The sequence below is a fragment of the Sphingomonas sp. 2SG genome (genome assembly GCF_005503285.1).
Lineage (GTDB): Bacteria > Pseudomonadota > Alphaproteobacteria > Sphingomonadales > Sphingomonadaceae > Sphingomonas > Sphingomonas taxi.
Genome location: NZ_SCMZ01000015.1, coordinates 1 through 26,816, shown reverse-complemented (window position 1 = coordinate 26,816; position 26,816 = coordinate 1). Strand labels below are relative to the sequence as shown.

The 26,816-nt window shown below is 69.8% G+C and carries 22 protein-coding genes; 6 read left to right on the top strand and 16 right to left on the bottom strand.

Annotated features, from left to right (window positions below; translation table 11 throughout):
- Positions 1 to 18: 18 nt before the first annotated feature.
- Genes FFS23_RS08365 through FFS23_RS08350 form a run of 4 tightly spaced genes read left to right on the top strand, consistent with a single transcriptional unit; the run spans position 19 to position 2,144 of the window.
- The gene (locus FFS23_RS08365; RefSeq protein ID WP_137898241.1) at positions 19 to 855 is read left to right on the top strand and encodes an HpcH/HpaI aldolase/citrate lyase family protein; all 837 of its coding nucleotides are present in this window, start codon (positions 19 to 21) and stop codon (positions 853 to 855) included.
- Positions 856 to 894: 39 nt separating this feature from the next.
- Positions 895 to 1,209, top strand: coding sequence for an ArsR/SmtB family transcription factor (locus FFS23_RS08360; protein ID WP_137898240.1), 315 nt, complete (start codon positions 895 to 897; stop codon positions 1,207 to 1,209).
- Positions 1,206 to 1,520, top strand: coding sequence for an SRPBCC family protein (locus FFS23_RS08355; protein ID WP_137898239.1), 315 nt, complete (start codon positions 1,206 to 1,208; stop codon positions 1,518 to 1,520). Before FFS23_RS08360 ends, FFS23_RS08355 begins: the two co-directional genes overlap by 4 nt.
- Before the next feature lie 21 nt (positions 1,521 to 1,541).
- Entirely contained in the window at positions 1,542 to 2,144 is a 603-nt protein-coding gene (locus FFS23_RS08350) for an ATP-dependent Clp protease proteolytic subunit (protein WP_137898238.1), read from the top strand.
- Here FFS23_RS08350 and FFS23_RS08345 read toward each other — a convergent pair.
- From FFS23_RS08345 to FFS23_RS08270, 16 genes are all read right to left on the bottom strand, one after another.
- A complete protein-coding gene (locus FFS23_RS08345; protein ID WP_137898237.1) occupies positions 2,141 to 4,231 on the bottom strand; it encodes a PAS domain-containing protein in 2,091 nt (696 codons plus the stop codon). The two genes, FFS23_RS08350 and FFS23_RS08345, sit on opposite strands and share 4 nt — an antisense overlap.
- A 96-nt stretch (positions 4,232 to 4,327) precedes the next feature.
- A complete protein-coding gene (locus FFS23_RS08340; protein WP_137898271.1) occupies positions 4,328 to 5,692 on the bottom strand; it encodes an efflux transporter outer membrane subunit in 1,365 nt (454 codons plus the stop codon).
- 314 nt (positions 5,693 to 6,006) lie between these two features.
- Complete coding sequence (locus FFS23_RS08335) at positions 6,007 to 7,158, bottom strand: HlyD family secretion protein (protein WP_137898236.1); 1,152 nt, start codon at positions 7,156 to 7,158, stop codon at positions 6,007 to 6,009.
- Complete coding sequence (locus FFS23_RS08330; protein WP_137898235.1) at positions 7,155 to 8,813, bottom strand: efflux MFS transporter permease; 1,659 nt, start codon at positions 8,811 to 8,813, stop codon at positions 7,155 to 7,157. Before FFS23_RS08330 ends, FFS23_RS08335 begins: the two co-directional genes overlap by 4 nt.
- A gap of 180 nt (positions 8,814 to 8,993) precedes the next feature.
- A complete protein-coding gene (locus FFS23_RS08325; RefSeq protein ID WP_137898234.1) occupies positions 8,994 to 10,001 on the bottom strand; it encodes a glycosyltransferase family 4 protein in 1,008 nt (335 codons plus the stop codon).
- Positions 10,002 to 10,010: 9 nt separating this feature from the next.
- Positions 10,011 to 11,573, bottom strand: a complete 1,563-nt coding sequence (locus tag FFS23_RS08320; protein ID WP_137898233.1) for an alpha-amylase family glycosyl hydrolase — start codon at positions 11,571 to 11,573, stop codon at positions 10,011 to 10,013.
- The gene (locus tag FFS23_RS08315; RefSeq protein WP_137898232.1) at positions 11,570 to 12,682 is read right to left on the bottom strand and encodes a glycoside hydrolase family 130 protein; all 1,113 of its coding nucleotides are present in this window, start codon (positions 12,680 to 12,682) and stop codon (positions 11,570 to 11,572) included. The genes FFS23_RS08320 and FFS23_RS08315 overlap by 4 nt, the downstream gene beginning before the upstream one ends.
- Positions 12,683 to 12,835: 153 nt before the next feature.
- Positions 12,836 to 13,681, bottom strand: a complete 846-nt coding sequence (locus tag FFS23_RS08310) for a TorF family putative porin (protein ID WP_137898231.1) — start codon at positions 13,679 to 13,681, stop codon at positions 12,836 to 12,838.
- Between the two features lie 161 nt (positions 13,682 to 13,842).
- Positions 13,843 to 15,360, bottom strand: a complete 1,518-nt coding sequence (locus FFS23_RS08305; protein ID WP_038663865.1) for a SulP family inorganic anion transporter — start codon at positions 15,358 to 15,360, stop codon at positions 13,843 to 13,845.
- Entirely contained in the window at positions 15,357 to 16,052 is a 696-nt protein-coding gene (locus FFS23_RS08300) for a carbonic anhydrase (RefSeq protein WP_038663861.1), read from the bottom strand. The genes FFS23_RS08305 and FFS23_RS08300 overlap by 4 nt, the downstream gene beginning before the upstream one ends.
- A gap of 155 nt (positions 16,053 to 16,207) precedes the next feature.
- Positions 16,208 to 17,518: an ATP-binding protein gene (locus FFS23_RS08295; RefSeq protein ID WP_137898230.1), complete on the bottom strand. Its 1,311-nt coding sequence runs from the start codon at positions 17,516 to 17,518 to the stop codon at positions 16,208 to 16,210.
- A gap of 145 nt (positions 17,519 to 17,663) precedes the next feature.
- Positions 17,664 to 18,374 (bottom strand): response regulator, encoded by a 711-nt coding sequence (locus FFS23_RS08290; protein ID WP_038663855.1) that lies wholly within the window; start codon positions 18,372 to 18,374, stop codon positions 17,664 to 17,666.
- Positions 18,375 to 18,425: 51 nt separating this feature from the next.
- Complete coding sequence (locus tag FFS23_RS08285; RefSeq protein WP_137898229.1) at positions 18,426 to 19,967, bottom strand: DHA2 family efflux MFS transporter permease subunit; 1,542 nt, start codon at positions 19,965 to 19,967, stop codon at positions 18,426 to 18,428.
- A 133-nt stretch (positions 19,968 to 20,100) separates the two neighbouring features.
- Positions 20,101 to 21,267, bottom strand: a complete 1,167-nt coding sequence (locus FFS23_RS08280) for an HlyD family secretion protein (RefSeq protein WP_137898228.1) — start codon at positions 21,265 to 21,267, stop codon at positions 20,101 to 20,103.
- Complete coding sequence (locus FFS23_RS08275; protein WP_171009428.1) at positions 21,264 to 22,664, bottom strand: efflux transporter outer membrane subunit; 1,401 nt, start codon at positions 22,662 to 22,664, stop codon at positions 21,264 to 21,266. Before FFS23_RS08275 ends, FFS23_RS08280 begins: the two co-directional genes overlap by 4 nt.
- Positions 22,665 to 22,666: 2 nt before the next feature.
- Entirely contained in the window at positions 22,667 to 23,140 is a 474-nt protein-coding gene (locus tag FFS23_RS08270; RefSeq protein WP_038663843.1) for a MarR family winged helix-turn-helix transcriptional regulator, read from the bottom strand.
- Positions 23,141 to 23,313: 173 nt separating this feature from the next.
- Between FFS23_RS08270 and FFS23_RS08265 the strand changes: the two genes are divergently transcribed.
- Positions 23,314 to 25,797, top strand: coding sequence for a DegT/DnrJ/EryC1/StrS family aminotransferase (locus FFS23_RS08265; RefSeq protein ID WP_137898226.1), 2,484 nt, complete (start codon positions 23,314 to 23,316; stop codon positions 25,795 to 25,797).
- Positions 25,794 to 26,816: glycosyltransferase family 2 protein (locus tag FFS23_RS08260; protein ID WP_137898225.1), on the top strand; the 1,023-nt coding region annotated here is incomplete at its 3' end. The genes FFS23_RS08265 and FFS23_RS08260, both read left to right, overlap by 4 nt.

The window sequence follows — 26,816 nt, the reverse complement described above, 5'->3', positions numbered from 1 at the left end:
CGGGTTAGGGTGGGCGCCATGAGCGACCACCATCCCGCCAGCCGCCGTCGCAGCGTGCTGTTCATGCCGGCCTCCAATCCCCGCGCGATCGCCAAGGCGCAGGGGCTCGCCTGCGACGCGGTGATCCTCGACCTCGAGGATGCGGTGGCACCCGAGGCGAAGGCGGACGCGCGGGCGGCGGCGGTCGCCGCGGCGGCAGGGTTCGGGGCGCGGCCGTGCGCCGTGCGGATCAACGCGTTCGACACGCCTTGGGGGCAGGACGATGCCGCCGCGGTGCGCGGCGTTGCGGCGGTGGTCGTGCCCAAGGTGGCGAGCGCCGCCGACCTGGTCGCGGTGCGGGCCGCGCTCGGCGCCGACGGGCCGCCGATCTGGGCGATGATCGAGACGTGCGGCGCGATCCTGCGCCTGCCCGAGATCGCGGCGGCAGCAGCGACGACGGGCACCGCGCTGCTGATCGCCGGCACCAACGATCTCGCCAAGGAGATGCGCTGTCGCCCCGACGCCGACCGCACGCCGCTGCTGCCGGCGCTGACGCAGCTGGTGATCGCGGCGCGCGCGGCGGGGCTGGTCGCGCTCGACGGCGTCTGCAACGCGATCGGCGACCCCGACCGGCTCGCCGTCGAATGCGCGCAGGGCGCGATGCTAGGCTTCGACGGCAAGACGCTGATCCACCCCGCCCAGATCGACGCCGCCAACGCCGCCTTCGGCCCCAGCGCCGAGCAACTGGCCTGGGCGCGGGCCGTCGTCACCGCCTTCGCCGCGCCCGACGCAGCGGGCCGTGGCGCGATCCGGCTCGACGGCGCAATGGTCGAACGCCTCCACCTCGCCGAGGCGGAGCGGATCCTCGCCAGCTAGGCACTTGCGAATCACATAAGTGTCCGCTTATGTGACGACATGACCGAGACCCGGATCTTCAAGGCCCTCGCCGACCCCACCCGCAGCGCGATCTTTGCGAAGTTAGCGTCGGGCGGGATGAACGCCAGCGCGCTGCGATCGGGCATGACGATCAGCCAGCCCGCGATGTCGCAGCACCTCTCCGTCCTCCGGCAGGCCAGGCTGGTGCGCGAGCAGCGGCAGGGCCGCTTCGTCCGTTACGAGGTCGATCCCGACGGCCTCGCCGTGGTCGGCGACTGGCTCGCCCGGTACCGCGCCTATTGGCCCGACCGCATCGACGCCCTCAAGACGCTGCTGAAGGACATGGACCAATGAGCGATGCGGACGCCCTCATTCTCGAATACGACCTCGACGCGCCGCCGGCCAAGGTCTGGCGGGCGATCAGCATCCCGGCGTTCCGCGAGCAATGGCTGCCAGCGGCGGCGCTGGTCGATCCCGAGGGGGTGGCGGTGATGCCGGGGGAAGCGGTCCGCTACCGGCTGCGCGACGCCGCACCGCCGTGCCGGGACAGCCATGTCACCTTCCGCATCGCGCCCAACGCCGACGGCGGTACGCGCCTGTCTATCCTCCACGAGCTGGTGCACGTCGCCAACGACAACGGCCAGATCCTCATGCGCGCCGCCTGACGCGGCGATCCGGAGCCTGTGATGCAACAGCTTGTCCCCATGGTCATCGAACAGTCGAGCCGCGGCGAGCGGGCGTTCGACATCTATTCGCGGCTGCTGCGCGAGCGGATCGTCTTCCTCAACGGCGAGGTCAACGACGGCGTCGCGGCGCTGCTGTGCGCGCAACTATTGTTTCTCGAGGCGGAGAACCCGCGCAAGCCGATCAGTCTCTACATCAACTCGCCCGGCGGCATGGTGACCAGCGGCCTCGCCATCTACGATACTATGCGCCACATCCGTGCGCCGGTGCATACCTTGTGCATGGGGACGGCGCGGTCGATGGGCTCGTTCCTGCTGATGGCCGGCGAACCGGGCGAGCGCGCGGCGCTGCCCAATGCGAGCATCCTGATCCACCAGCCCTTGGGCGGCTATCAGGGACAAGCATCGGACGTGCTGATCCATGCCGAGGAAACCCAGCGCGTCAAGCAGCGCATGACCCGTCTCTACGCCGAGCATTGCGGCGGCAGTTACGAGGCGTTCGAGCGCGCGATGGACCGCGACCGGTTCCTGACGGCCGAGGAGGCGCTCGACTGGGGGCTGATCGACCGCATCCTGACGCCGCATGCGCTGGATGCCGCGCCCTAACCCTCCAGCATCGCGCGGATGCGGTCGGCGATCGCGTCCATCGTGAAGGGCTTGGTGACCAGTGCCATGTTCGGGGCGAGCGGGCCGTTGCCGATCACCGCATTCTCGGCATAGCCGGTGATGAACAGCACCTTCAGCGCCGGCAACTGGACCAGCGCGGCGTCGGCGACCTGACGGCCGTTCATCTGCCCGGGCAGACCGACGTCGGTGACGAGCAGGTCGACCTGCGCACCGGTACCCAGCAGCCGCAGCGCGGCGGCGCCGTCGCCCGCCTCCAGCACGTTATGGCCCATTTCTTCGAGGATCTCGACGATCAGCATGCGGATCGTCGGTTCGTCGTCGACGACCAGAACGGTGTGGCGGCCTTCGCCGGGAACCGGGATCGTCGCGGGGGCGGGATCGTCATCCTGCTCGGCATCGCCATAATGGCGCGGCAGATAGATGCACATCGTCGTGCCCTGGTCGAGTTCCGAATAGATGCGCACCTGCCCGCCGGACTGGCGCGCGAACCCGTAGATCATCGACAGGCCGAGGCCGGTGCCTTCGCCCATCGGCTTGGTGGTGTAGAAGGGGTCGAAGGCGCGCGACTGGACCTCGGGCGTCATGCCGGTGCCGGTGTCGGTGACGCACAAGGAGAGATATTGGCCGGGTTCCAGATCGCGCTCTTTGGCGGCGCGCTCGTCGAGCCAGCGGTTGGCGGTCTCGATCGTGATGCGGCCGCCGTCGGGCATCGCGTCGCGCGCGTTGATGCACAGGTTGAGCAGCGCATTTTCGAGCTGGTTGGGATCGACCATCGCCGGCCACAATCCGCCGGCACCGACCACCTCGATCGTCACGCCCGGGCCGACGGTACGCTGGATCAGGTCGCGCAGCCCGTCGATCAACCGGTTGACGTCGGTCGGCTTGGGGTCGAGCGTCTGACGCCGCGAAAAGGCGAGCAGCCGGTGGGTCAGCGCCGCCGCCCGCCGCGCCGCGCCCTGCGCGGCATTGGCGTAGCGGTCGATCTCGTCGACGCGGCCCTGACGGATGCGGACCTGCATCATCTCGATCGCGCCCGAGATGCCGGTAAGCATATTGTTGAAATCGTGCGCCAACCCGCCGGTGAGCTGGCCGACCGCCTCCATTTTCTGCGCCTGGCGCAGATGCGCCTCGGCGGTCATCAGCTCGCGGGTACGCGCCTCGACCTGCTGTTCGAGCGAGGCGGTGAGCGCGGCGAGTTCGTGCTCGACGCGGCGGCGCTCGACCGCGTCGCGCGTCCGTTCGGCGACGTCGCGGACGAAGGCGACCTCCTCGGGCAGCCAGCGGCGCGGCTGTGCGTTGTTGAGGTAGAGCAGCGCGACGAAGCCGCCCTGTTCGGTCACCGGCATGTTGATGAACGACAGCGCGGCGAGGCTCTTCAGCCCCTCGGCGGTGGCGGCGGTGCGCGGATCTTCGTAGACGTCGTCGATCGCCACCGTCTCGCCGCGCTTGAGATCCTCGATATACGAGCCATAATCGCGGAAATGCAGGATGCCGGGCAGCGGCGCGATGCCGTGGGCGCACCACGCGCGTTCGGTGACGATCGTCTCCGCGGCGCGGTCGATCGTGCCATAGCCGCAGCGGCTGACGTCGAACAGGCGGCCGAGGATCTCGGCGGCGGCATAAGCGAGGTCGGCGGGGTCGCCGGGATCGCGCAGGCGGTCGTTGAGCTTGACGAGCGCCTTGAGACGCAGCTCGGCGGACTTGCGCGCGTCGATGTCGAAGCTGATGCCGGGAAAGCGCAGCGGTCGCCCGTCGTCATCATAGGTGACGCGGCCGCGTGCGGCGACCCAGCGCGCGCGGCCGTCGGGCTGTTGCAGGCGGTAGTCGCTCTCGAACGGATCACCGCTGGCGAGTGCCGCGGTGATCTCCGCCTGCACCCGCGGCCGATCGTCGGGGTGCATCGCGGTGAAGAACCGTTCCAGTCGCGCGCCGGCCTTCGCCTCATCGGGATCGACACCGTAGAGGCGTGCGAACTCAGGGTCGGCGGTGACGCGGTCGGCGACCACGTCCCAATCCCAACTGCCGACGCTGATCTGGCCGGCGGTCTTCAAATCGTCGTCGGCCATCGGCGGCGAAGGGCTCGTGAATGTAACATGGGTTGCGAGAACGCGTTGCGACCGGGAGTGATCCGACACCATGACATATTGCGATGCAGGGGCATGTCAGCGTTGCGTCGCGGCCACATCGTCGCGCGACCAGCCGCCGCCCATCGCCTGATACAGCGCGACATAAGCGGTGATCCGGTCGGCGCGCGCCTGCACCAGCGCCAGCTCGGCGGTAAGCAGGCCGCGCTGCGCGTCGAGCTGTTCGATGTACGAGGTATAGCCGGCACGATAGCGGTTGCTGGCGTTGCGCAGCGCCGCGGCGAGCGCATCGACCTGCAATCCGAGCGCCACCGCCTGTTCTCCCGACCGCTGCACCCCGGCGAGCGCATTGTCGACCTCCTGGAAGGCGACCAGCGCGGTACGCCGATAGGCGAAGGCGGCCTGATCGCGGCGCGCGGTGGCGACGTCGCTTTGCGCCCGCAGCCGGCCGCCGTCGAAGATCGGCGAGAGGATGCTGGCGCCGACCGAGAAGACGCCGATCGGATTGGCGAGCGCGGTCGACAATACCACCCCCGCCGAGCCGGTGAGCGCAAGATTGGGCAGCATCGCCGCGCGCGCGCTGTCGAGCGTGCGGTCGGCGGCGACCAGCGTCTGCTCAGCCTGGAACAGGTCGGGGCGGCGGCGCAGCAGATCGGCGGGCAGGCCGTCGGGGATCGCGGGGGCGAGCAGCCGGTCGAGCGGCAGGCCGCGCGGGATCGGACCGGGATTGGTGCCGAGCAGCAGGCTGAGCGCATTCTCCTGCCGGTTGATCGCGAGCTGCGCGGCGGGGACGAGCTGCTGCGTCGCGCGATATTCGGCCTCGGCCTGCCGTAGTTCGAGGTTGGAGGTATAGCCCGCCTCGGCGCGGCGGCGGGCGATGCGCAGCGCCTCGGTGCGCGCGGCGAGCGTCTGTTGCGCGACCGCGAGGCGCAGGTCGAGCGCGCGCAGCGTGACGTAATTGCTTGCGACGCCGCTGGCGATGGCGAGGCGGACGGTGTCACGCGCGCCCTCACTGGCGAGAAGCTGCGCCTGCGCGGCGCGGCTCGCCTGTCGCAGGCGGCCGAACAGGTCGAGATCGTAGCTGGCGGTGACCGCGGGCTGTGCGCCGATCGCGTCGCTGGGGGTGCCGAACGGGCTGACCGTCTGGCCGGTGGTGCTCGGCAGGTTGCCGCCGAGCGTCGGTGTCTGCTGCGCGCGGGCGAGCCGCGCGGCGGCGCGCGTCTCGTCGATCCGCGACGCGGCGGCGGCGAGGTCGACGTTGTCCGCAAGCGCCTGACCGACGAGCCGAGTGAGGACGGCATCGCCGAATGCGTTCCACCAGTCGGCGCGGATCGGCTCGCCATTGCCGAGCGCGGTGCGCCATGCGGGCGGCGGGACGACGGCGCTGGCGGCGGGGGCTTGCGGACGCGGACCGATGCAGGCGGTCAGCGTGAGGCAGAGCAGGGCGGTGCACGCGAAGGCGCGAAGACGCGAAGGGGGTGCGCCTGCGGCGGTCGTGGTCCTGTTATCTCCATGGATGACGGAACGTGCTGCGGGTCCCGGCAGCACAACGTCTTCGCGTCTTCGCGTCTTCGCGCGATTATCATCGGCGCTTTCGGAGAGAGGCCGGATATTGGTTCGCGCAAAGGCGCAGAGGCGCGGAGATGCTGCGCTTACGGCCATCTCCATAGTTTTACCACGGGCCGTCGGTCTGAGGGGCGGCTGCGCCGCCGCGAATGGGCTCTCTCTGCGTCTCTGCGTCTCTGCGCGAACCCTCCTCACTTCACCACCGGGCCGCTGGAGGTGTCGACGCGCGCCTGTACCGACATGCCGGGGCGCAGCCGTGCCGCGAGCTGCTGGCCGGGATCGATGCGGATGCGCACCGCGATGCGCTGCGGCACCTTGGTGAAATTGCCGGTCGCATTGTCCGCCTTGAGCACCGCAAACTCCGATCCCGCCGCGGGCGAGATGCGCTCGATATGGCCGGTCAGCCGCGCATTGGCGAGGCCGTCGACGGTGAAGCTCGCCGGCTGGCCGACGGTCATCCGGGCGGTCTGCGCCTCCTTGAAATTGGCGATCACCCAGGTTTCGGGCGGCACGAGGAACATCAACTGCGACCCGGCGGTGACATACTGGCCGACGCGGACGCCGACCTCGCTCAGCCGGCCGCGTTCGGGCGCGCGGATGACGGTGTTGGCGAGGTCGATCTGGGCGAGGCGCAGCGCCGCCTCGGCGCCGGAGACGCCCGCCTGCTGGCCGCCGCGGCCGACTTGGACGGTACGGATGTCCTGACGCGCGATCTCGCGTGCGGCGCGGGCCTGCTGCACCGCCGCCTGCGCCTGACGCAGTGCAGCGAGCGTCTGGTCGCGTTCGCGCAGGGATACCGAGCCATCGGTGACGAGATCGTTGACGCGGTTCATGTCCGCCTGCGCGCGCATCAACTGCGCCTCGGCATTGGCGACCGCGGCGGTCTGCGCGGCGAGGCTGGCGGTGCGGCTGCGCTCGGTCTGGCGGGCGTTGGCGAGCGTCGCCGCCTGCGCATCGACCTGCGCCTGCGCCTGATCGACGCGCTGGCGATAGATGCGGTCGTCGATCTGGACCAGCGCCTGCCCGGGCTGCACGTCCATGAAGTCGCGGACGAACACCTGCGTGACATAACCCGACACCTGCGGCGCGATCACCGTGGTGCGGCCGCGGACATAGGCATTGTCGGTCGACTGATCGGCATTGGCGAAGGGCGGCAGCCGCCATGCCGCGAGCACCGCGAGCACGCCGCCGACCATCAGTACGAGGATGACGATCAGCGCGGTGCGGCTCGGCGGCTGCGGCCGCCAGCCCGAGCCGACAGGGACGGCGGACGGCGGCGCAACCTCCGCCTGTGCCTCTTCGGTCGCGGGGATGGGATCGACGGGGCTGCGGCTATCGGTCATGCGGAACTCTGGCTGAGCGCGGCACGGCGTTCGCGGCTCGCGCGGCGGATCATGAGGAAGAGGAGATAACAGAAAGTGAGCGCGGCGAGCACCGCGATCAGGCGGAAGACGTCGTCGAACGCCAGCACGTTGGCCTCGCGCGTCGTCGTCTGCGATAGGATAGCGCCGCCCTCGGCGCTGCGCAGCGCGGGATCGCCGACGACGCGCGACACCGCCGCGCCGCCCGCCTGCAGCCGCTGTGCGACAATCGGGTCGGTCGGGTCGATCGCCTGCACCAGCGCGGCGCTGTTCGCCTTCTCGCGGATCTGCTGATAGCTGCCGAGCAAGGCGGTGCCGGCGAGCCCGCCGATCGAATTGATCATCCCGAACAGCGCGATAAAGCTGATGATATGGCCCGATCCCTGTTGCAGCGCGCGGGTCATGCCGAACAGGAGCGCCGGCCCCAGGAAATAGGTCGCGGCGAAGGCGATCAGCGCCTGGCTGGCGTACATCTGCGGCGCGCGAGTCAGGTTGGTCGCGTGACTGTCGGCGAAGGCGGCAATCGCGACGAGGCCGATCGCCAGCATGATCGGATGCGCCGGTCGGCTGACGTCCAGCGTCATTGCGCTCAGCACCACTCCGGCGACCGAGGCGAGGAAGATGATCGTGAAGAAGGGCACGAGCTGGTCGTTGTTCTGACCGAGCACGGTGAGCAGCCCGACCGAGGCATAGGTCTGTTCGGACAGGACGATGCGCGCCATGATCGTGACGATCGTGAAGCGGACGATATCGGCGCTGCCCAGCCAGCGCGTGTTGAGCAGCGGATTGACGCGGTGATGCTCGATCGCGAGCGCGGCGGCGAGCATCGAGATCGCCGCGATCAGCGCCCAGCCCAGCCACGGTGCGTTGGTCCACCAGACGTAGCGCCCCTGACCGAGCACCGCGGCGAACAGCGCCATCGCGCCCGCGAACAGCACGAAGGTGACGAAATCCAGCCGCTCGAACGCCTTCGACCGCGTGGTCGGCGGCAGCCGAAGCCAGGCGACCGCGGCGAGGCTGAGCAAGGCGAGGCCGAGCTCGAACAGATAGAGCGTGCGCCATTGCGACATGGCGAGCAGATCGGGCGAGAACAGGCGCGCCAGCGGCGTCGCGCATTGCGGGATGCCGATGCCGACCACCACCGCCTTCAGCCGCCATTTGGTCGGCAGCGCCTGCATCATATAATAAAGGCACAGGCTGGACACCGCTGCGCCGGTCATGCCGCTCGCGGCGCGGACGAGGATCGCGGTGTCGAAGCCGCGTACGAACAGATGCGCGAAGGTCAGCGCGGCATAGACGCTGAGGAATATCATCGCGAACGGCCGGAGGCCGAATTGCGCGCGGAACTTGATGAGCAGCAGGTTGATGCTGACGTTGGTCATCACATAGACCGTCGGCAACCAGGCTATTTCGGCGGGGTCGAGCCCCAGCGCGCCCTGCAACGTATAGGTGTTGGCCGAGATCAGCGCGTTGCCGAAGCCGCCGGTCAGGCCGAGCAGCACCGAGATGACGCCATAGGCGATGCGATGGCGCGTGCGATGCTCGACCGTGCCGGGCGAGCCGGGGAGGACGGGAACCTCGTGCGGCGCGAAGGTCCAGTCTTCCTCGGACAGGAAGCGGCGCAGGCGGGCGATCATGACCCGCCTATACGCGCGATCGGGGCGGGCGGTCCAACTGGCGCGATTGCGCAGGGGCGGGCGCTTCCACGGAAACCCTTGCTCACCCACACCGTCACCCCGGAACGGGTCCGGGGTGACGGGATGTTCGTGGCGATGGGCTGCGCCACGCGGGACGGCGACAAGCAATCGCCGGGTCGTTCAGCCACCCAGAATGTCGCGGTAGAGCGCGATATAGGCGTCCGCCATCCGCTCGACGGTGAAGCGCGCCGCCACCGCGGCGCGGCAGGCGGCGCGGTCGATCTCGGGCAGGCGCGCGACCGCGGCGATCGCCTCGTCGACGCTGTCGACCAGAAAACCGGTGACGCCGTCGTCGATCAACTCGGGCATCGAGCCGCGGTTGATCGCGATCACCGGCGTGCCGCAGGCCATCGCCTCGATCACCGACAGGCCGAACGGCTCGTCGAAATTGATGAGGTGGAGCAGCGCCGCCGCCTTGCCGAGCGCCGCGGTGCGGTCGTCGCCGCCGACCGCGCCGGGGTGGCGAATATGCGCGCCGAGATGCGGGACCACCGATCGCTCGTAATAGCCCTGATCCTGCACGATGCCGTACATGGCGAGGTCGCGGCCCGTCGCCTGCGCGACCGCGATCGCCTCGGCGGCGCCCTTGTCGGGGTGCATGCGGCCGAAGAACAGCAGGTCCTCGCTGCCCCCGGCGTCGAAGGGGAAATCGTCGAGGACGATGCCGTGGTGAATCGTCGCGGCATAGCGGAGCTGCGGCGACCGGTCAGCGTCGCTGATCGCGACATAGTGCACGCGGTCCTGATAGGGCTGGTACATCGGCAGGATACGGTCCGACGAAAAGCCATGGATCGTCGTGACCATCGGCGTTGCCACCAGATGCGAAAAGGCGTGGGCGGGAAAGTCGGCCTGGTTGTGGATCAGGTCGAACTCACCGGCGTGGTCGAACAGATGCGCGAGATGGCGAAATTCCCACACCTTGGCGTCGATGCTCGGATCTTCCGAATATGGCGCCGGCACCACTGCGCTAAGGGTTCCGGCGGTCAGGCTGTCCTGCGTCGCGAACAGCGTGACGTCGACGCCGCGCGCGACGAGCGCTTCGGTGAGCAGGCTGGTGACCAACTCCCACGGGCCGTAATGGCGCGGCGGGGTGCGCCACGAAATGGGGGCGAGCATCGCGATCTTCATGACGCCGGCTTAGCGGGTTACGCGCAGGATGATAGCTTCGTCGGGACGCAGCAGGCCGTGCTCGCCGCGCCCCGGCAGGGTGCCGAGCAGCACCTCGCCGGCCGGCAGCGTCACCGGCTGCGGCGTCGCGCCGAGGTTGAGCGCGACGACGATCCGCTCGTCGCCGTGGCGGCGTTCGTAGGCGAGCACGTCGCCGGCGGCTTCGATCAGTACGAAGTCGCCGATCGCGAGCGCATCATGCTTGCGGCGCACGTTGAGCAGGTCGCGGTGCAGCGCCAGCATCGATTGCGCATCGCCGCTCTGCGCCGCGACGTTGCGCGTCGGCCAGTCCGGGTTGAGCGGCAGCCATGGCTTGGCGGTCGAGAAGCCGGCATGGGCGCTGGCGTTCCACGGCATCGGCGTGCGCACCGGATCGCGGCCGAGGCCGAGGCCGGGTTCGCGCAGCTCGCGCGGATCCTGCACGCGGGCCGCGGGGATGGCGACGTCGGCGAGGCCAAGCTCGTCGCCGTAATAGAGCGTCGGTGTGCCGCGTAGCGTCAGCAGCAGCACCGCCGCGACGCGCGCCTGCGCGGCCCCGACGCGGCTGGCGATGCGCGGGCGATCGTGGTTGCCGAGCACCCAGTTCGGCCAGCCCCCCGCCGGCAACGCCGCTTCATAGTCGGCGATCAGCCCGGCGAGACGACGCGCGTCCCAGCGCGCGTCGATGAGCTGGAAATTGAAGGGCAGATGCACTTCGGGTGCGTCGAGCCCGTAATAGTGCATCAGCTGCTCGACCGGCAGATAGATCTCGCCGATCAGCACGCGGTCTCCGGGATAGGAGTCCGCGATGCTGCGCATCTCGGCGGCGATGGCATGGACCTCGGGCTGGTCGGTCGAGTGGAGCTGGAGCACGGCGTGCATCTCGCCCATTTCGGCGCGATAGCCGGGGTTGGCGGGATTGTCGGGGAAGTCGGCGTGCTTGACCATGTGCCAGAGCACGTCGATGCGGAAGCCGTCGACACCGCGGTCGAACCAGAAGCGCAGCGCATCCATCATCCCGCGCCGCAGATCGGGGTTGCGCCAGTTGAGGTCGGCCTGTTCCTTGAGGAAGGCGTGGTAATAATATTGGCCGGTGGCGGCGTCATATTCCCACGCCGAGCCGCCGAAATCGCTGATCCAATTGTTGGGTGGGCCGCCGTCGGGGGCGGGATCGCGCCAGATGTACCAGTCGCGCTTGGGATTGTCGCGCGACGACCGGCTTTCCTGGAACCAGGGATGGTCGGTCGAACTGTGGTTGGGGACGAAGTCGAGCAGGAGCTTCAGCCCGCGCGCATGCGCGGCGGCGAGCAGGCTGTCGAAATCGGCGAGCGTGCCGAAGCGCGGGTCGATCCCGCAATAATCGGCGACGTCATAGCCGAAGTCGCGCATCGGCGAAGGGAAGATCGGCGAGATCCACACCGCATCGACGCCGAGCGCGACGAGATGGTCGAGCCGCGCCTCGATCCCCTTGAGGTCGCCGACGCCGTCGCCGTCGCTGTCCTGAAACGAGCGCGGGTAGATCTGGTAGATCGTCCCCGTCCGCCACCACGTCATGCGAACATTCCCTTGGGCAGCCGGGTCATGCGGCAGGCGAGATCGGCCTCGCCGCTGGCGATCAGATAGTCGTCGCCGCTATCGACCAGGCCGGTCGAGAACACCACCGGGGTGGGCAGGTACATCTGATGCGCGATCGGCGCGGTGAGCGACGGGTTCGCCTCGAGCAGCGGCGTCTCGTCCTCGACGCGCAGGATGTGCGCGGGATCGTCGCGGTCGAGCAGCGCCCAGAAGCTGCGGTAGATACCGACGCTCTCGCGCGCCTCGACGCCGTGGTAGATCATCAGCCAGCCGTCGCGGGTCAGCACCGGCTGGGTGCCGCCGCCGATCTTCATCGCCGATCGCGTGCCTATGCGCGCGCGCAAGCCGGGGGCGTCGAGCGGCTTCCAGTGCAGCGTATCGGGACTTTGCGCGAAATTGATCGACGGTCCGCCGACCCAGGGGCTGTCGGGCGGATAGGCGAAATAGACCTCGCCGAGCGGGCGGGTCAGTGCCATGAACTTGTCGCCGACCAGCCCCTCGAACAGGATCATGTCCTTGTTCTGGTGGTCGAGGACGATCCCCTCCAGCCGATAGTGCAGCCCGTCGCGCGAGGTGTGGAGCGTGGTGCAATGCCGCTCTGCCCCGACCGAGCAAGTGGTCATATACCAGAGGCAGCCGATGCGGGTGATGCGCGCGTCCTCGACGCCATAGCATTGGTAGCCGGCGGCGGGTTCGATCGCCGCGTCGTAATGGATCGCGACGATCCGCTCGCCCGCGGGATCGAGCTCGACGGGGAGGAGCCACGACAGCGAGGTGAGCGCGAGGATGCGATGGCGGCTGCCCTTGAGCTCGAACTGGCGCGGATCGGTCATGTCGACCTGCGCCAGCGGCCAGGTGTCGAGGACGTAGCCTGCGGGGGTCCAGCGGATCGCATGGACGTGGCCGTCGCGGACCGGCTCCGACAGCGCCTCGGCGATGCGCACCATCAGCAGCAGATTGCCGTTGGGCAGCCGCGTGGAGCCCGGGTTGAACGCGCCGAGCACATAGGTCGGCTCGGCAACCCCCCGGCGCAGCGGCGAGCGGGTGAGATCGACATGGTCGGGGGTGAAGATCAGCGCATCGTGCATGATGGCGTTAGCGCGGGGATGGGGGAGTGGTTCCCAAAGGATCGTCATCCCGGCGCAGGCCGGGACCCATGGTGGCGATGAGGCCAATGAAGCGCGAACCCATCAGCCCCGCGCGTCCATGGGTCCCGGCTTTCGCCGGGATGACGAATAGAATCAGAACGCCGCGGTCACCGCGAACACGACCTGGCTCGCCGCGATGCTGCTGCCGTTCTTGGTCGAGGAGAAGTTCGGCTGGAGATAGGCCGCCTGCCGCTTGGTGATGTCGGTATCGACATAGGCGACGCCGAGCGTCAGCGGCGTGCCCTTGATCGCGTAATCGGCGCCGAGCAGCCAGTCCCAATATTCGCCGGTCGGTGCCGCGGAGGTGCCGTTGGGGCCGAGGCCCGAATTGCCCTTCGAATAGCCGATATGCGCCTTGGCGGTCAGCGGCGTGGTCGGGATCGCGCTGGCGAAGTCGCCCCACAGATAGAGGTTGTCGTTCTTCTTGCCGGGATTGTCGTAGATGCCGGTCTGCGTCGAGGCACCGCTGTTGTACCATTTGCCGAGCGCCTGCTGCTTGGGCGCATAGGCCACGCCGGCGAGCAGGTTGACCGGGCCGATCGTGCCCGACAATTTCGCATAGGGTTCGGCGAAGTCGGTCTTCGACGCGCCGCCCGGATACATGTACCAGGTCAGGCCGACGTCGATCGCGCCGCCGCCGACCGCATGCTTGTAGCCGCCGATCAGGTCGAGCTCCATGTTCGAGCCGCCGAACGTGCCCCAGCCGGCAAGATTCGACGCCCAGACGCCGCCGTAGAGGCCGCTTTCATGCGCGACGGTGATGCCGCCCTGGACCGCCATTTCCTTGTCGGTTTGCGAGACGCCGCGCAGCCGATAGTCAGAGACGAGCGCGACGCTGCCGGTGACGGTGACCGGCTTGGGCGGTGCAGTCTCCTGCGCGGCGGCGGGGAGGGCGGTAACGGCGGCGAGAGTCGCGGCCGCGAGCAGAGTATATTTCATGGGACCCCTTTCGAATGGATGGGTCCCTCCTGCGTCCGGGCCGCCGGCGCGCTCGCTCCGCGGTGGCGGACGGGCACCAGTCTTTCCCTGACGCCCATTCGCTACCGCAGCATTATGGCCAAAAAGCTTCTTTCTTGTAACGAAACATTGCTGAACTGGGTTCAGTGGGCGAGTGCGGCAGTCTTGCCACGCGCGCCGAGCAGCTCGACGACGTCGCCCGCGGCGCGGCGCCGCTGGAACCAGTCCTTGATCAGCTCAGCGCAGGTATGATCGACGGTCGACAGTCCGGTGACGTCGAGCCGCACCGGCATGCCGGCAGGCGCACGCTCCAGCGTGTCCGACAGTTTCGGCAGCGACACGAAGGTCGCCGCGCCCGACAGGTTGATCGCATGCGCGCCGCCCTGCGGCCCTTCCGATACCTTGAGGCCAAGCCGCTTGAGATGCGGCACCAGTTCGAGCATCGAGAGGCCGATGCCGACCAGCACGCCGGTCAGCAGATCCTCGACCACGACGGTGACCAATGTCGCCAGCCAGATGAGCGCCGGCAGCGGGCCGTAATGCGAGAGGAGGTGGCGGGCATGGGCGAGGCTGACCAGCCGCCAGCCGGTGATGACGAGGATCGCGCCGAGCGCCGCCATCGGGATCTCGCGCAGCACCCAGGGCAGCAGCGCGACGAAGCCGAGGATCCAGATGCCGTGGAAGATCGTCGACATGCGCGTGGTCGCGCCGGCCTGGACGTTCGCCGAGGAGCGGACGATGACGCCGGTCATCGGCAGCGCGCCGGCGAGGCCGCAGAGCAGGTTGCCGATGCCCTGCGCGCGCAGTTCCTTGTTGTAGTTGGTGCGCACGCCGTCGTGCATGCGATCGACCGCGGCGGCGGACAGCAACGTCTCGGCGCTGGCGATGAAGGCGATGGCGAGTGCGGCGGCGAGGATCGACGGATCGGCCCATTTGGCGACCATGCCGACGCCGGGGAAGCTGACTGCGCCGGCGATCGATTCGGGGACGTTGACCCGTGCGACGTCGAGGTCGAAGCCGAGCGCGACGAACGTGCCGGTGAGCACGCCGACCAGTGCGCCGGGAACGAGGCGCAGCGAGGCGGGGCGGAATTTCTCCCAGCACAGCATCGCCGCGATGGTCAGCATGCCGACGGCGAACGCGATCTCGGTCGCTTCGATATTGCTCGGCGACAGGCCGAACAGCCGGCCGGGTGCGGCAGCGAGGTTCTGGAGGCCGCTGGGCAGCGGCTTGGCGTCGAACAGCACGTGGAACTGGCCGACGACGATCAGCACGCCGATCCCGGCGAGCATGCCGTGGACGACCGCGGGCGAGATGGCGCGGAACCAGCCGCCGAGGCGGGCGATGCCGGCGACGACCTGGATCAGACCGGCGAGGACGAGGATCGGGCCGAGCGCGGACAGGCCCTGATCGCGGACCAGCTCGAACACGACGACGGCGAGGCCGGCCGCGGGGCCGCTGACCTGCAACGGCGATCCGGCGAGTGCACCGACGACGATGCCGCCGATGATGCCGGTGATGAGGCCCTTCTCCGCCGGCACGCCGGAGGCGACCGCGATTCCCATGCACAACGGCATCGCGACGAGGAAGACGACGATCGAGGCGGTGAGGTCACGCGTGATGACCGGGCCGCTCGGCAGCAGGGCGCGGAGGTTGCTCATTCCGCGGCTGCCAGGAATTCGACGTCGGAGGCCTGGCGCGGCGCGGCGGGCTGGGCAACGGGGAAATCGCCGCCTTCGTCGAGCGGTCGGAAGCGGCCGGTGATGCCGTCGAGCGCCAGCACGGTGCCGTCGTGAATGTCGATGAACCAGCCGTGCAGTGCGATCTTGCCCTGTGCGATCCCGGCGGCGACCGAGGGGTGGGTGCGCAGATGCGCGAGCTGCGCGACGACATTTTCGAGGCTGAGCGCGCGGATGCGCTCGGCATCGGTGAGGTCGGGATAGGTCTGGTCGACGATCTGGCGCGCGGCGGCGCCATGTTTCAGCCAGTTGGCGACAGTGGGGATCGCGGCGAGCGCGGCGGGATCGCCGGCAAGGCCCTTCATCGCGCCGCAATCGGAATGACCGCAGACGATGATGTCGTGGACGCCGAGCACCGCGACCGCATATTCGACCGTGGCGGAGACGCCGCCGGTCTGCAGCGCGAACGGCGGAACGATGTTGCCGGCGTTGCGGCAGACGAACAGGTCGCCCGGCTGCGCCTGCATGATATGCTCCGGCACGATCCGTGAATCGGCACAGGAGATCATCAGCGCCTTGGGGCTCTGCCCCTGCGCCAGCGTCGAATAGAGCGCATGCTGGCCGTGGAAGACCGTCTTGCCGAAACTCACGACGCGTCCGAGCAGCTCGTTCACGGGGGTATCCTCCCGGTCGCGGCGGAAGCCGGACCATCGGAAACAGTACCGAAACGAATTTGCCGGGGCGCGGCGCGCGTGTTTTAAAGTGTTGCCGGGGAACACTTTCGCAAACCTTCATCCCGGCTCATGTCAGGCTGACGAAACGGTTGGGATCACCGCGGCAGGAAGATAGCGGCGTGCAGGCCGCCTTCGGGGCGGTTCGCGAGCGTCAGCACGCCGCCCTCCGCCTCGACGATGCGGCCGACGATCGGCAGGCCGAGGCCGAAACCGACCGTGTCGCGCGGTCGCGACGTATCGAGCCGGACGAAGGGTTCGAGCACGCGGCGCAGCTGGTCTTCCGGAATGCCGGCGCCGTCGTCCTCGACGATCATCGTCACGCCGGCGGACTCGCTTTCCAGCCGCAGCACGACGTTGCCGGCATAATGGAGCGCATTCTCGATCAGATTGCCGAGCGCGCGTTTCAGCGCGACAGGGCGGACGGTGACCTCGCAATGCGACGGACCGTCGTAGACGCCGGGCAGGCCGCGATCCTCGACATCGTCGATCAGCGTCGCGCAGAGCACCGCGACGTCGGTCAGCACCGGGGCCTCGGGATCGCTGCCGCCACCGAGGAAGGCGAGCAGCGAATTCACCATCGCCTCCATCTCGCCGATATCGCGCTGGATCGCGGCGCGGGTCGTCTCGTCCTCGACCGCGTCCGCGCGCAGTTTCAGCCGGTGCAGCGGCGTGCGCAGATCGTGGCCGACCGCGGCGAGCGCCTGCGTGCGGTCGACGATCAGCCGCTGGATGCGCGCCGCCATCCGGTTGAACGCGGCGACGACGCGGCGCACCTCGCCCGGCCCCGCCTCGGGGATCGGATCGTGTTCGGCGTCGCCGAGCGTGTCGGCGGCGATCGCGAGCTGGCGCATCGGGCGGAGCGCGCGGCGGATCAGCAGCCCGCCGATCACCATCAGCGCCAGCGCCGGGATCAGCGCGAGCAGGATGCGTTCGGTGGCGAGTTCGAGATTGTGCAGCGGTTCGAGCGTGCGGAAATAGAGCCAGCTATTGTCGGGTAGCCGCAGCCCACCGGTGACCACCGAGCTGCGCCCCGGCGAGGTGAGCTTCAGCCGCAGGTCGCTGGCGGCGAGCGATGGTTCCCATTCGATCACCTGATGGCGCATGCCGTCGAGCGCCGGCGCGATCGGCGGCGGCGGCGGCAGGTTGCGCTGCCAATGAAGCGCGTAGCGTTCGGTGGTGAGATCCTCCGCCATCGCGTCGCGCCGCTCGGGCGGCTGCTCGGCGACGAGGCGGCGCGCGATGACGAGATGTTCCGCCAGGCGGCGTGCCTCGTCGTCGCGCACCGCAAACTGGCTGGCACGCTCGTAGAGGATCGTGCTGACGCCGAATTCGATCACCATCGTCAGCAGCAGGATCGCGACGATCTGGCCGATCAGGCCGATCGAGGGGCGGACGAAGCGTCTCATCGGCGAGGCGCCCTGTCCCTCTTCCCCGTTCGTGCTGAGCCTGTCGAAGCACGGGGATCCGCAGGCGATGACGGGGTTTGGGGCGACCAGCCCTTCGACAGGATCAGGGCGAACGGGGAGAAATGGGAACTGGCAGCGCCAGCCGTCACCGGCGCGTCACCTCGGTGTTGAGCATATAACCGACGCCGCGCACGGTGATGATCGGCGCGTCCTTGCCGGCGCTCGACAATTTGCGGCGCAGGCGGCTGATCAGCACGTCGATGCTGCGGTCCGAACTGTCGCCGAGCCGGGTGCGCGACAGCTCGATCAGCCGCTCGCGCGCGATAACGCGGCCGGCATGTTCGGCGAGGCTGACGAGCAGGTCGAATTCCGCGCCGGTCAGGTCGACCACCGCGCCGGTCGGCGAGGTCAGCTCGCGCCGCGGCAGCGTCACCTGCCAGCCGTCGAAGGTCAGCACGCCCTCCTCGCGCTCGCCGGGGCGGCGTTCGAGCTGGCCGCGGCGCAGCACCGCGCGGATACGCGCGATCAGCTCGCGGCTGCCGAAAGGCTTGGCGATATAGTCGTCGGCGCCGAGCTCGAGCCCGACGACGCGGTCGGTCTCGCTGCCCTTGGCGCTGATGAAGATGATCGGAACCTCGCTCTTCTGGCGCAGCGCGCGGCACAGGTCGATGCCGCTGGTGCCGGGGAGCATGATGTCGAGCAGGATCAGGTCGACCGGCCCGGCCTCCAGCGCGAGCCACATCTCGGGCGCGGCGGAGGCGGGACGGACGAGATAACCGTTTTCCTGCAAGGCTCTGGTGGTCAGGGTGCGGAGGGCGGGATCGTCCTCGACCAGGAGGATGGTGGGGGCGGTCATGGCCCGAGAGGTAGGCAAGGCGGCCGGGGCGGTCAACCGCGGCCCGGCCGATCAGTCCGCCGCGACCGGCCCGTGGCCCCCCTTGGGACGCCGCGTGAACCAGACGATCACCACCATCGCCGCGCACAGCCACGCCGAGACGCGGAACAGGTCGGTCGAGGCGAGCAGATACGCCTGCCCCACCATCTGCCGCGTGATCGCCGCCGCCGCCTGCGTTGACGTCGCGCCCAGTTTCTGGATGCCCTCGCTCGCCATCTGGTAGGGCATGCCCTGCCCGATCGCCTCGGCGAGGCGGCTCTGGTGGATCGCCTCGCGCCGGTCCCAGGCGGTGGTGATGATCGACGCGGCGAACGAGCCGGCGACGATCCGCGCGAAGTTCGAGATGCCGGTCGCCGAGGGGATGCGCGGCGGCGCGATGCCGTCGAGCAGGATCGTCACCATCGCGAGGAAGAAGATGCTCATCGCGATCCCCTGCACCAGCAGCGGCGCCATGAAGTCGAACACCGTCGCGCCGGTGACGAGGTTGGAGCGCATCCAATAGGAGACGGCGAAGGCGAGGAAGGAGATCGTCGCGAGGATGCGCGCGTCGACCTTGCCCGACAGGCGCGCGGCGAGCGGCGAGATGAGCACCGCCACGACGCCGCTCGGCGCCGCGATCAGCCCCGCCCAGGTCGCGGTATAGCCGAGCTGCGTCTGCAACCAGAGCGGCAGGATCAGCGTGTTGGCGAAGAACACCGCATAGCCGAGGCAGAAGGCGAGCGTGCCGATCGCGAAATTGCGGTTGGCGAACAGCGACAGGTCGACCGCGGGATTGGCGTCGGTCAATTCCCAGATGATCCACGCGACGAAGCCCACCGCCGCCACGACGGCGAGCACGCAGATCGCCGGATCGTTGAACCAGTCGGCGTTCTTGCCGAGATCGAGCATGATCTGCAGCGAGCCGACCCAGATGACGAGCAGCAGCAGCCCGACGGTGTCGATCGGCAGCTTGCGCGTCGGCGTCTCGCGGCTCTTCAATCCGTTCCAGCAGATCAGCGTCGTGAAGATGCCGAAGGGGATGTTGATCAGGAAGATCCAGCTCCAATGGTAATTGTCGCTGATATAGCCGCCGAGGATCGGCCCCATCACCGGCCCGACCAGCGTCGTCATCGACCAGACGCCGAGCGCGGTGGAGCGCTTGTCGGGCGGGAAGATCGAGATGAGCAGCGCCTGGCTGCCCGGCATCATCGGCCCCGAACAGGCGCCTTGCAGGATGCGGAAGACGATCAGCGAGGGCAGGTCCCAGGCGATGCCGCACAGGAACGAGGCGACGGTGAACGCCGCCACCGCGGTGCAGAAGGTGCGCACGACGCCGAACCTGCCCATCAGCCAGCCGGTCAGCGGCACCGCGACGCCGTTGGCGACCGCGAAGGCGGTGATCACCCAGGTCGAATTGTCGGACGAGACGCCGAGATTGCCCGCGATCGTCGGCAGCGACACGTTGGCGATCGTGCTGTCGAGCACCATCATGAACGTGCCGAGCGCGAGTGCGAAGGCGATCAGCGCGCGCTGGCCGCCGACGAGCGGGGCGGGGCCTTGGGCTTGGGTGGCCATTATAGGATGTTCCAAACGAACTTGCTGTCCTCACCCTTCCCACCCGGCTGCGCCGGGCGGGCCCCTTCCCTCTCCCAATTGGGAGAGGGAGAGACGCCGAAGGCGGCGATGGGTGAGGACAGCGGAGGCGACATCAACGATTGGCGGCGATGATCTGGCGGATGCGCGCCTCGACCGCGGGGTCGCTGCCGTCGCCGGGGCGGCCGGCATAGGCCTGCGCCGCGGGCTTGCCGAGCAGCGCGCCCGAGCGGTTGGCGGTGTCCACCGTCGTGTTGACCGACAGGCCGACGCGCAGCGGATTGCGGGTCAGCTCGCGCGGGTCGAGGCCGATGCGCACCGGCACGCGCTGGACGATCTTGATCCAGTTGCCGCTGGCGTTCTGCGGCGGCAGCAGCGCGAAGGCGTTGCCCGAGCCGGCGCCGACGCCGATGACATGGCCGTGGAAGACCACGTCGTCGCCGTACATGTCGGCGGTCACCGTCGCCGGCTGGCCGATGCGCAGGTCCTTGAGCTGCGTCTCGCGGAAATTGGCGTCGACCCACACCTTGGCGAGCGGCACCACCGCCATCAGCGGCGTGCCGGCGGCGACCTGCTGGCCGATCTGCACGGTGCGCTGCGCGACGACGCCTTCGATCGGCGCGACGATATGCATGTGGCTGCGCGTGATCGCGGCGCGGCGATAGGCGGCGGCGGCGGCGAGCACCGCCGGATTGGTGGTGGTGTCGGTGCCCTGTACCGTCGAGCGCGACTGCGCCTGCTGGCTGCGCGCGAGGTTGAGGTTGGCGCGCGCGACCTTCACCGCGTCGGCGGCATGCGCGAGTTCCTCGCCCGAGATCGCGCCCTGCGCCGCGGCGCCCTGACGACGCGCATAGTCGGCGGTGGCGGCGGAGAGCTGCGCCTGCGCCTGGACGACGGCGGCGCCGCTCTCGCTGACCTTGCTGATGTCGGCGCGAGTCGAGCGGACGGCGCGGGCGAGTTCCGCCTCGGCAGAGGCGAGCGCGACGTCGGCGGTGGCGGGATCGAGGTCGAGCAGCGGCGCGCCGGCCTTCACCGTCTGCGTATTGTCGGCATGGATCGCGGTGATCTGGCCGGGATCGCGCGCGGTGATCGCGACGACGTCGCCGGCGACATAGGCGTCGTCGGTCTCCTGTTCGGGCTTGGCGAGCAGGAAGTGGAACACCGCCCAGACGATCAGCGCGATCACGACGATCACGGCGAGGATCAGGAAGCCACGGCGACGCGTGCGCGGCTTGCCGCCGGCGCTCGCGGGTTGGGGCGTTGGGGCTTGCGTGTCGGTCATCGGCGGGGTTCCTGGGAGGAGGAGAAGCCGCCACCGAGCGCCAGCACCAGCGCGACGCGCTGGCGGGCCGCATCGGCGACGAGATTGGCTTGCGTCAGTTCCGCATCGAGCAGGCGGACGTCGTTGTCGACGAGGTCGAGCTTGCTATCGAGCCCGCTTGAGACGCGGATCGCGTTGAGGCGGTTGGTCTCGCCGAAGCCGCGCACGACCTCTGCGGTGCGCGCGCGCTGTTCGCCGAGGTTGGCGACGAGCGCGATCGCGTCCGCCGCGTCGCGCACCGCGCCGATGACGCGGTCGTTATAGTCGGCGGTGGCGAGATCGAGCGCCGCGGTCGCGCCGGCGAGGTCGGCCTTCAACCGGCCGTTGTCGAACAAGGGCAGGTGGATGGCAGGCCCGGCGCCGGCGGTGCCGGCATCGAGGCTGACCAGATTGCCGAGCCCGATCGCCTGGAAGCCGGCGAGCGCGGTGAGGTTGATGTTGGGATAGAAGGCGCGGCGGGCGACCTGGCGGCCGGCGGCGGCGGCCTCGATCCGCGCCTGCGCCGCGGCGATGTCCGGCCGGCGGGCGAGCAGGTCGGCGGGGACCTGCGCGGGCAGCGGCAGCGCCGCGTCGAGGCGCAGCGTCGCCGGGCGGATCGCCGCGGCATAATCGGGGCCACGCCCGGCGAGCGCGGCGAGCGCATTGGTCGCAAGCGCGCGGGCGCCGTCGGCGCGGACCAACGCGGTCTGCGCCTGCGCCAGCAGCGTCTGCGCCGCGGTCGCCTGCAGATTGCTGGCGAGCCGGTTGCGGATGCGGATGTTGACGAGGCGCAGCGAGTCCTGGCGGGTCGCGATCGTGCGGCGGGCGATCGTCGCCTCCGCCTCGGCGCGGGCGAGGTCGATATAGGTCTGCGCGACCGAGCCGGCGATCGCGAGGCGCGCGGCGGCGAGGTCGAGCGCGGCGGCGCGCGCCGAGGCGCGGGCGCCGGTGATCGCCGCCTTCTGCCGCCCGAACAGGTCGAGGTTCCAGGTGAGATTGGCCTGCGCCTGCCCGACGAAGCGGACCGAGCCGCCGTAGGGCGGCGGGATGATGTAGCGGCCGGACAGGCGCTGGAGCTGCTCGTTGGCGTCGAGCGTCACGTCGGGGCCGGTGTCGGCGCGGCGGCTGGAGAGCACCGCCTGCGCCTGGGCGATGCGGGCGAGCGCGGCGTCGAGCGTCGGATTGCCCGCGGTCGCATCGGCGACGAGCCGGTCGAGCTGCGGATCGCCGAAGCCGGTCCACCAATCGTCGGCGATCGCCGGGGTCGCGGCACCGGTCAGGCCGAGCGTCGGGGGCGCGACGGGCGCGACCGCGGGGGGGCTGGCCGGGATGGCGCAGGCGCCGAGCAGCAGCAGCGCGGCGGGGGATAAATTCGCTATCTTCACGCAAAGACGCCTTCGTCGGGGGTCTGTTGGACGGTGTCGCGGAGCCGCTGGAGGAGGCGGATTAGGTCCGTAATATCCCTTTCCTCCCAATCACTTAGCCAGTGGTTCCAGACGCGGATGACGGCATCGCGGACGGTGCCGGCGATGTGTTCGCCGGCAGGCGTCAGGGTAAGCCGGACGACGCGGCGATCCTCGCCGCCGTCGCGGTCGCGCATCACCCAGCCGCGCTCCTCCAGCGTGTCGACCAGCCGGGTGGTCGCACCCTTGTCGTGACAGAGGTCGCGCGCGATCTCGGCGCAGGTCGACGCGCGGTTGAAGTGGAGGGCGGCGAGCGCGCTCCACTGCGTCTTGGTGATGCCGGCGGCGACGAAGATCGGCTCGAGCACGGCCGCGCCGAGCTGCTCCGACCGGCGCAGGAGATAGCCGATCGAGTTTTCCGGAGTGAAGTTCGACTCGGAATAATAATCCATGTCGTTGCCATGGCAATGGTTGCTTCGGCAGTCAATCGAATGTTGCGAAGTGTTTCTCCGAACGGTATTTCATCGCCGGTCGCGACTGCGTCCTGCGTAGAGAATGACGCGCGCTAACCGGTTCTTAGGGGGGGTGGGGTACCTCCGCGGTTCGATTGTCAGGACGGCATCTCATGGAATTTCCGTTGATCGCGCCGCGGCCGCCGCGGCTGAGCGAGCTTACCGAGGGCCTGCGCCGCATCGAGGCGTCGGGCGTGTTCAGCAACAACGGGCCCGAGGTGCGCGCGTTCGAGGCGGAGGCGACCGAGCGGCTGTTCGGCGGCACCGGCGCCTGCCTCGCGGTCGGCAATGCCACGCTGGGGCTGATCGTCGCGTTGCGGCAGGCCGCGGGGATGCAGCTGCGACCGGGGACGCTGGCGTTGATGCCGGCGCTGACCTTCGCGGCGACCGCGCAGGCGGCGCTCTGGGCGGGACTGACGCCGCTGATCTGCGACATCGAGGCCGACGGCTGGACCGCCGATCCGCGGCAGGAGGAGGCGCTGCTCGCGCGGTACGGCGCGCGGATCGGCGTCATCGTGCCCTATGCGACGTTCGGCACCGCGATCGACCTCGACCGCTATGCCTGGCTCGCCGACCGTCACGGCGTCGGCGTGGTGATCGATGCGGCGGCGTCGCTCGGCACACGCGACAGCAACGGGCGCGGGTTCGGCAGCGGCGCGCCGTTCACGCTCGTCTATTCGATGCATGCCACCAAGACCTTCTCGGTCGCGGAGGGAGGGCTGATCCACAGCGGCGACGTTGCCCGGATCGACCAGTTGCGCGGCATGATCAATTTCGGTTTCGAACGGGGGCGCAGCGCGACGCTGCCCGGCATCAATGCCAAATTGCCCGAGGTGATCGCGCTGATGGCGCGCGCCAAGCTCGCCGAGATCGATGCGGTGTGCGACCATCGCGCCGCGATCGACGCCGCCTATCGCGCCGCGCTGCCCGGCTTCGCGATGCAGCGGCCATCGGGGCGGCGGCAGGCGACGCAGTTCATGCCGGTGCTGCTGCCGCCCGAACTGGCGGGACAGCGCGACGCGATCGTCGCGGCGCTCGCCGCGGACGGCGTCGGCGTCGGCCAGTATTTCAGCCCGCACCTCGGCGAACAGCCGCTGTTCCGGGACAGCGCGCTGATCGAGCCGACGCCGGTCGCCGACGCGATCGGCGGCCGCATGCTGAGCCTGCCGATCACCGATGCGATGACCCCCGCCGACGCGCCGGTGATCGCCGCGCGGCTGGCGGGCGCGGTCGCGCGGGTGACCGCGGCCGGCGCGACGCGGCAGATGGGGACGGCGATGCAGGATCTGACGACGGTGGTGATCGGCGGCGGCCCCGCCGGCACCGCGATGCTGACCTCGGCGAGCAAACAGGGCAAATTGGCGCCGCTGGTCGAGGCGGGGTTCGCGATCGTCGAGCAGAGAGCACGGATGGGCGCGGGCGAGCTCGGCGCCTATGCGATCCGCTCGGACACCACCGCCGAGACCTTCCTGTCGGCGGTGAAGAACAATCCGCATCCCGAACTCGCCGAGCTGGAGCATCACCCCGCCGGGCAATTGATGGGCCGCTACGTCGCCGAACTCGGCGCGCCATTGGTCGATACCGCGCCGCTGCTGTCGGCGACCGCGGACCGGCTGCGCGACATCGTCGTGCGGCACGGCGGCGCGGTGCTGACCGGCCATGCGGCGCAGCGCGTGCAGCGCACTGCCGATGGCCGCTGGCAGACGACGGTCAGCGACGGTGCGGGCGTCACGCGCGCGCTGGTGTCGCGCAACGTCGTGGTCGCGACCGGCGGGGTGCAGACCGACGACCAGGTCGCCGCCAAGCGCGTCGCCGGCGTCGCGCTCGGCGCGCTGGCGGGCGAGCGGCTGATCCGCTCCGATACGGTGCTGCGGCTCGGCGGGGTCGAGCAGGTGCACGAGCGGCTGCGCGACATCCCGTCGCCGCGGGTCGCGATCATCGGCGCCTCGACCAGCGCGATCGCCGCGGCGGTGCTGCTGCTCAAGAGCCAGCCGGGCTTCGCCTTCGGGGCGGGGGCGATCACGCTGCTGCATCGCCAGCCGCTCAAGCCCTTCTATCCCAACGTCGCCGCGGCGCATGCCGACGGCTTCCACGATTTCGACGACAACGACATCTGCCCGGTCAGCGGCTTCGTGCTGCGGCTCGCCGGGCTGCGGCTCGAATCGCGCGAACTGGTGCTGCGCATGCTGTCGCTCGGCGGCCGCACGCCCGATCCGCGCGTCGCCTCGCACCGTATCGCCGGCGACGAGGATGCGGCGGCGCGGGCGATCATCGCGGCGGCGGATCTGGTGATCGGCGCGCTCGGCTACCGGCCGCGCGCGGTGCCGCTGCTCGGCGTCGACGGCGCGCCGCTGGCGCTGGCGCATCATGCCGGCCGGCCGATGGTCGATCGCCATTGCCGCATCCTCGACGCGCAGGACCGGCCGGTGCCGGGCGCCTATGGCATCGGCCTGTCGGCAGGCTTCGTGCCATGGGGCCGGCTGGGCGGCGAGGCGAGCTTCCGCGGCCAGGCCAACGGCCTGTGGCTGTGGCAGAACGACGTCGGCCAGATGATCGTCGACCAGCTGCTCGACCGGGAGGCGCAAGAGGCGGCATGACCACGCCGGTCGTCTCGGTCGTCATCCCCGGCTATAACGGCGAGGCGTTCATCGGCGCGACGCTGGAGTCGCTCGCCGCGCAGACGCTGGCGGCGTGGGAGGCGATCGTCGTCGACGATCGCTCGAGCGACGGCACCCGCGAGCTGGTGCGCGGCTGGCCCGACCCGCGCGTGCGGCTGATCGAGAACGAGGTCAACGGCGGGCCGGTGCGCACGCGCAACCGCGGCGTCGCGGCGGCGCGCGGGCGGTTCATCGCCGGGCTCGACCAGGACGACCTTTGTTTGCCCGAGCGGCTGGCGCGGCAGGTCGCCTATCTCGACGCGCATCCCGACGTGGTGCTGGTCGGCACGCAGGCGGAGCAATTGCGCGACGGCAAGGTCTCGGCGATGCACTATGCGCCGCATACCACGCCCGAGCTGATCGCGTGGCTGAGCTGGATCGAGAATCCGCTGGTCTGGTCGACGGTGATGGTGCGGGCCGAGGTGGCGCGGACGCTCGATCCGTTCACCCGGCCCGAGATCCTCTATGCCGAGGATTTCGACCTGTATCACCGCGTCGGCGCATTCGGACGGATCGCGCGGATCGACGTGCCGCTGCTGCGCTATCGCCAGCATGCCGGCGGCGCCTCGAAACGGTTCACCGACACGATGCGCGATTCGGCGATGCGGGTGCTGGCCGAGCGGCATGCGGGGGTGCTCGGCGTCGAGGAGGCGGCGGCGATGGCGCGGCTGCTGGTGCTGCACAATATGGGCGGCGTGCCGGTGCCCGACCGCGCGACGCTGCAGCGGCTGGGCGCGGGAATCGCGACGTTGCAGGCGGCGTTCCTCGCGCAGGAGCGGCCCGATGCGGAGAGCCGCAAGCTGATCCGCTGGGAGACGGCGCGGCGCTGGGCGCGGATCGGGCGGGCGGGGTTGCGCTCGGGCGCGGTGCGGCTGCGCGACGTGCTGGCGGCGCGGCCGGCGCACCTCGGGCTCGGCTATGCGGGCGGCGAGACCTTGCTGTGGTCCGCTGCGGTGGGC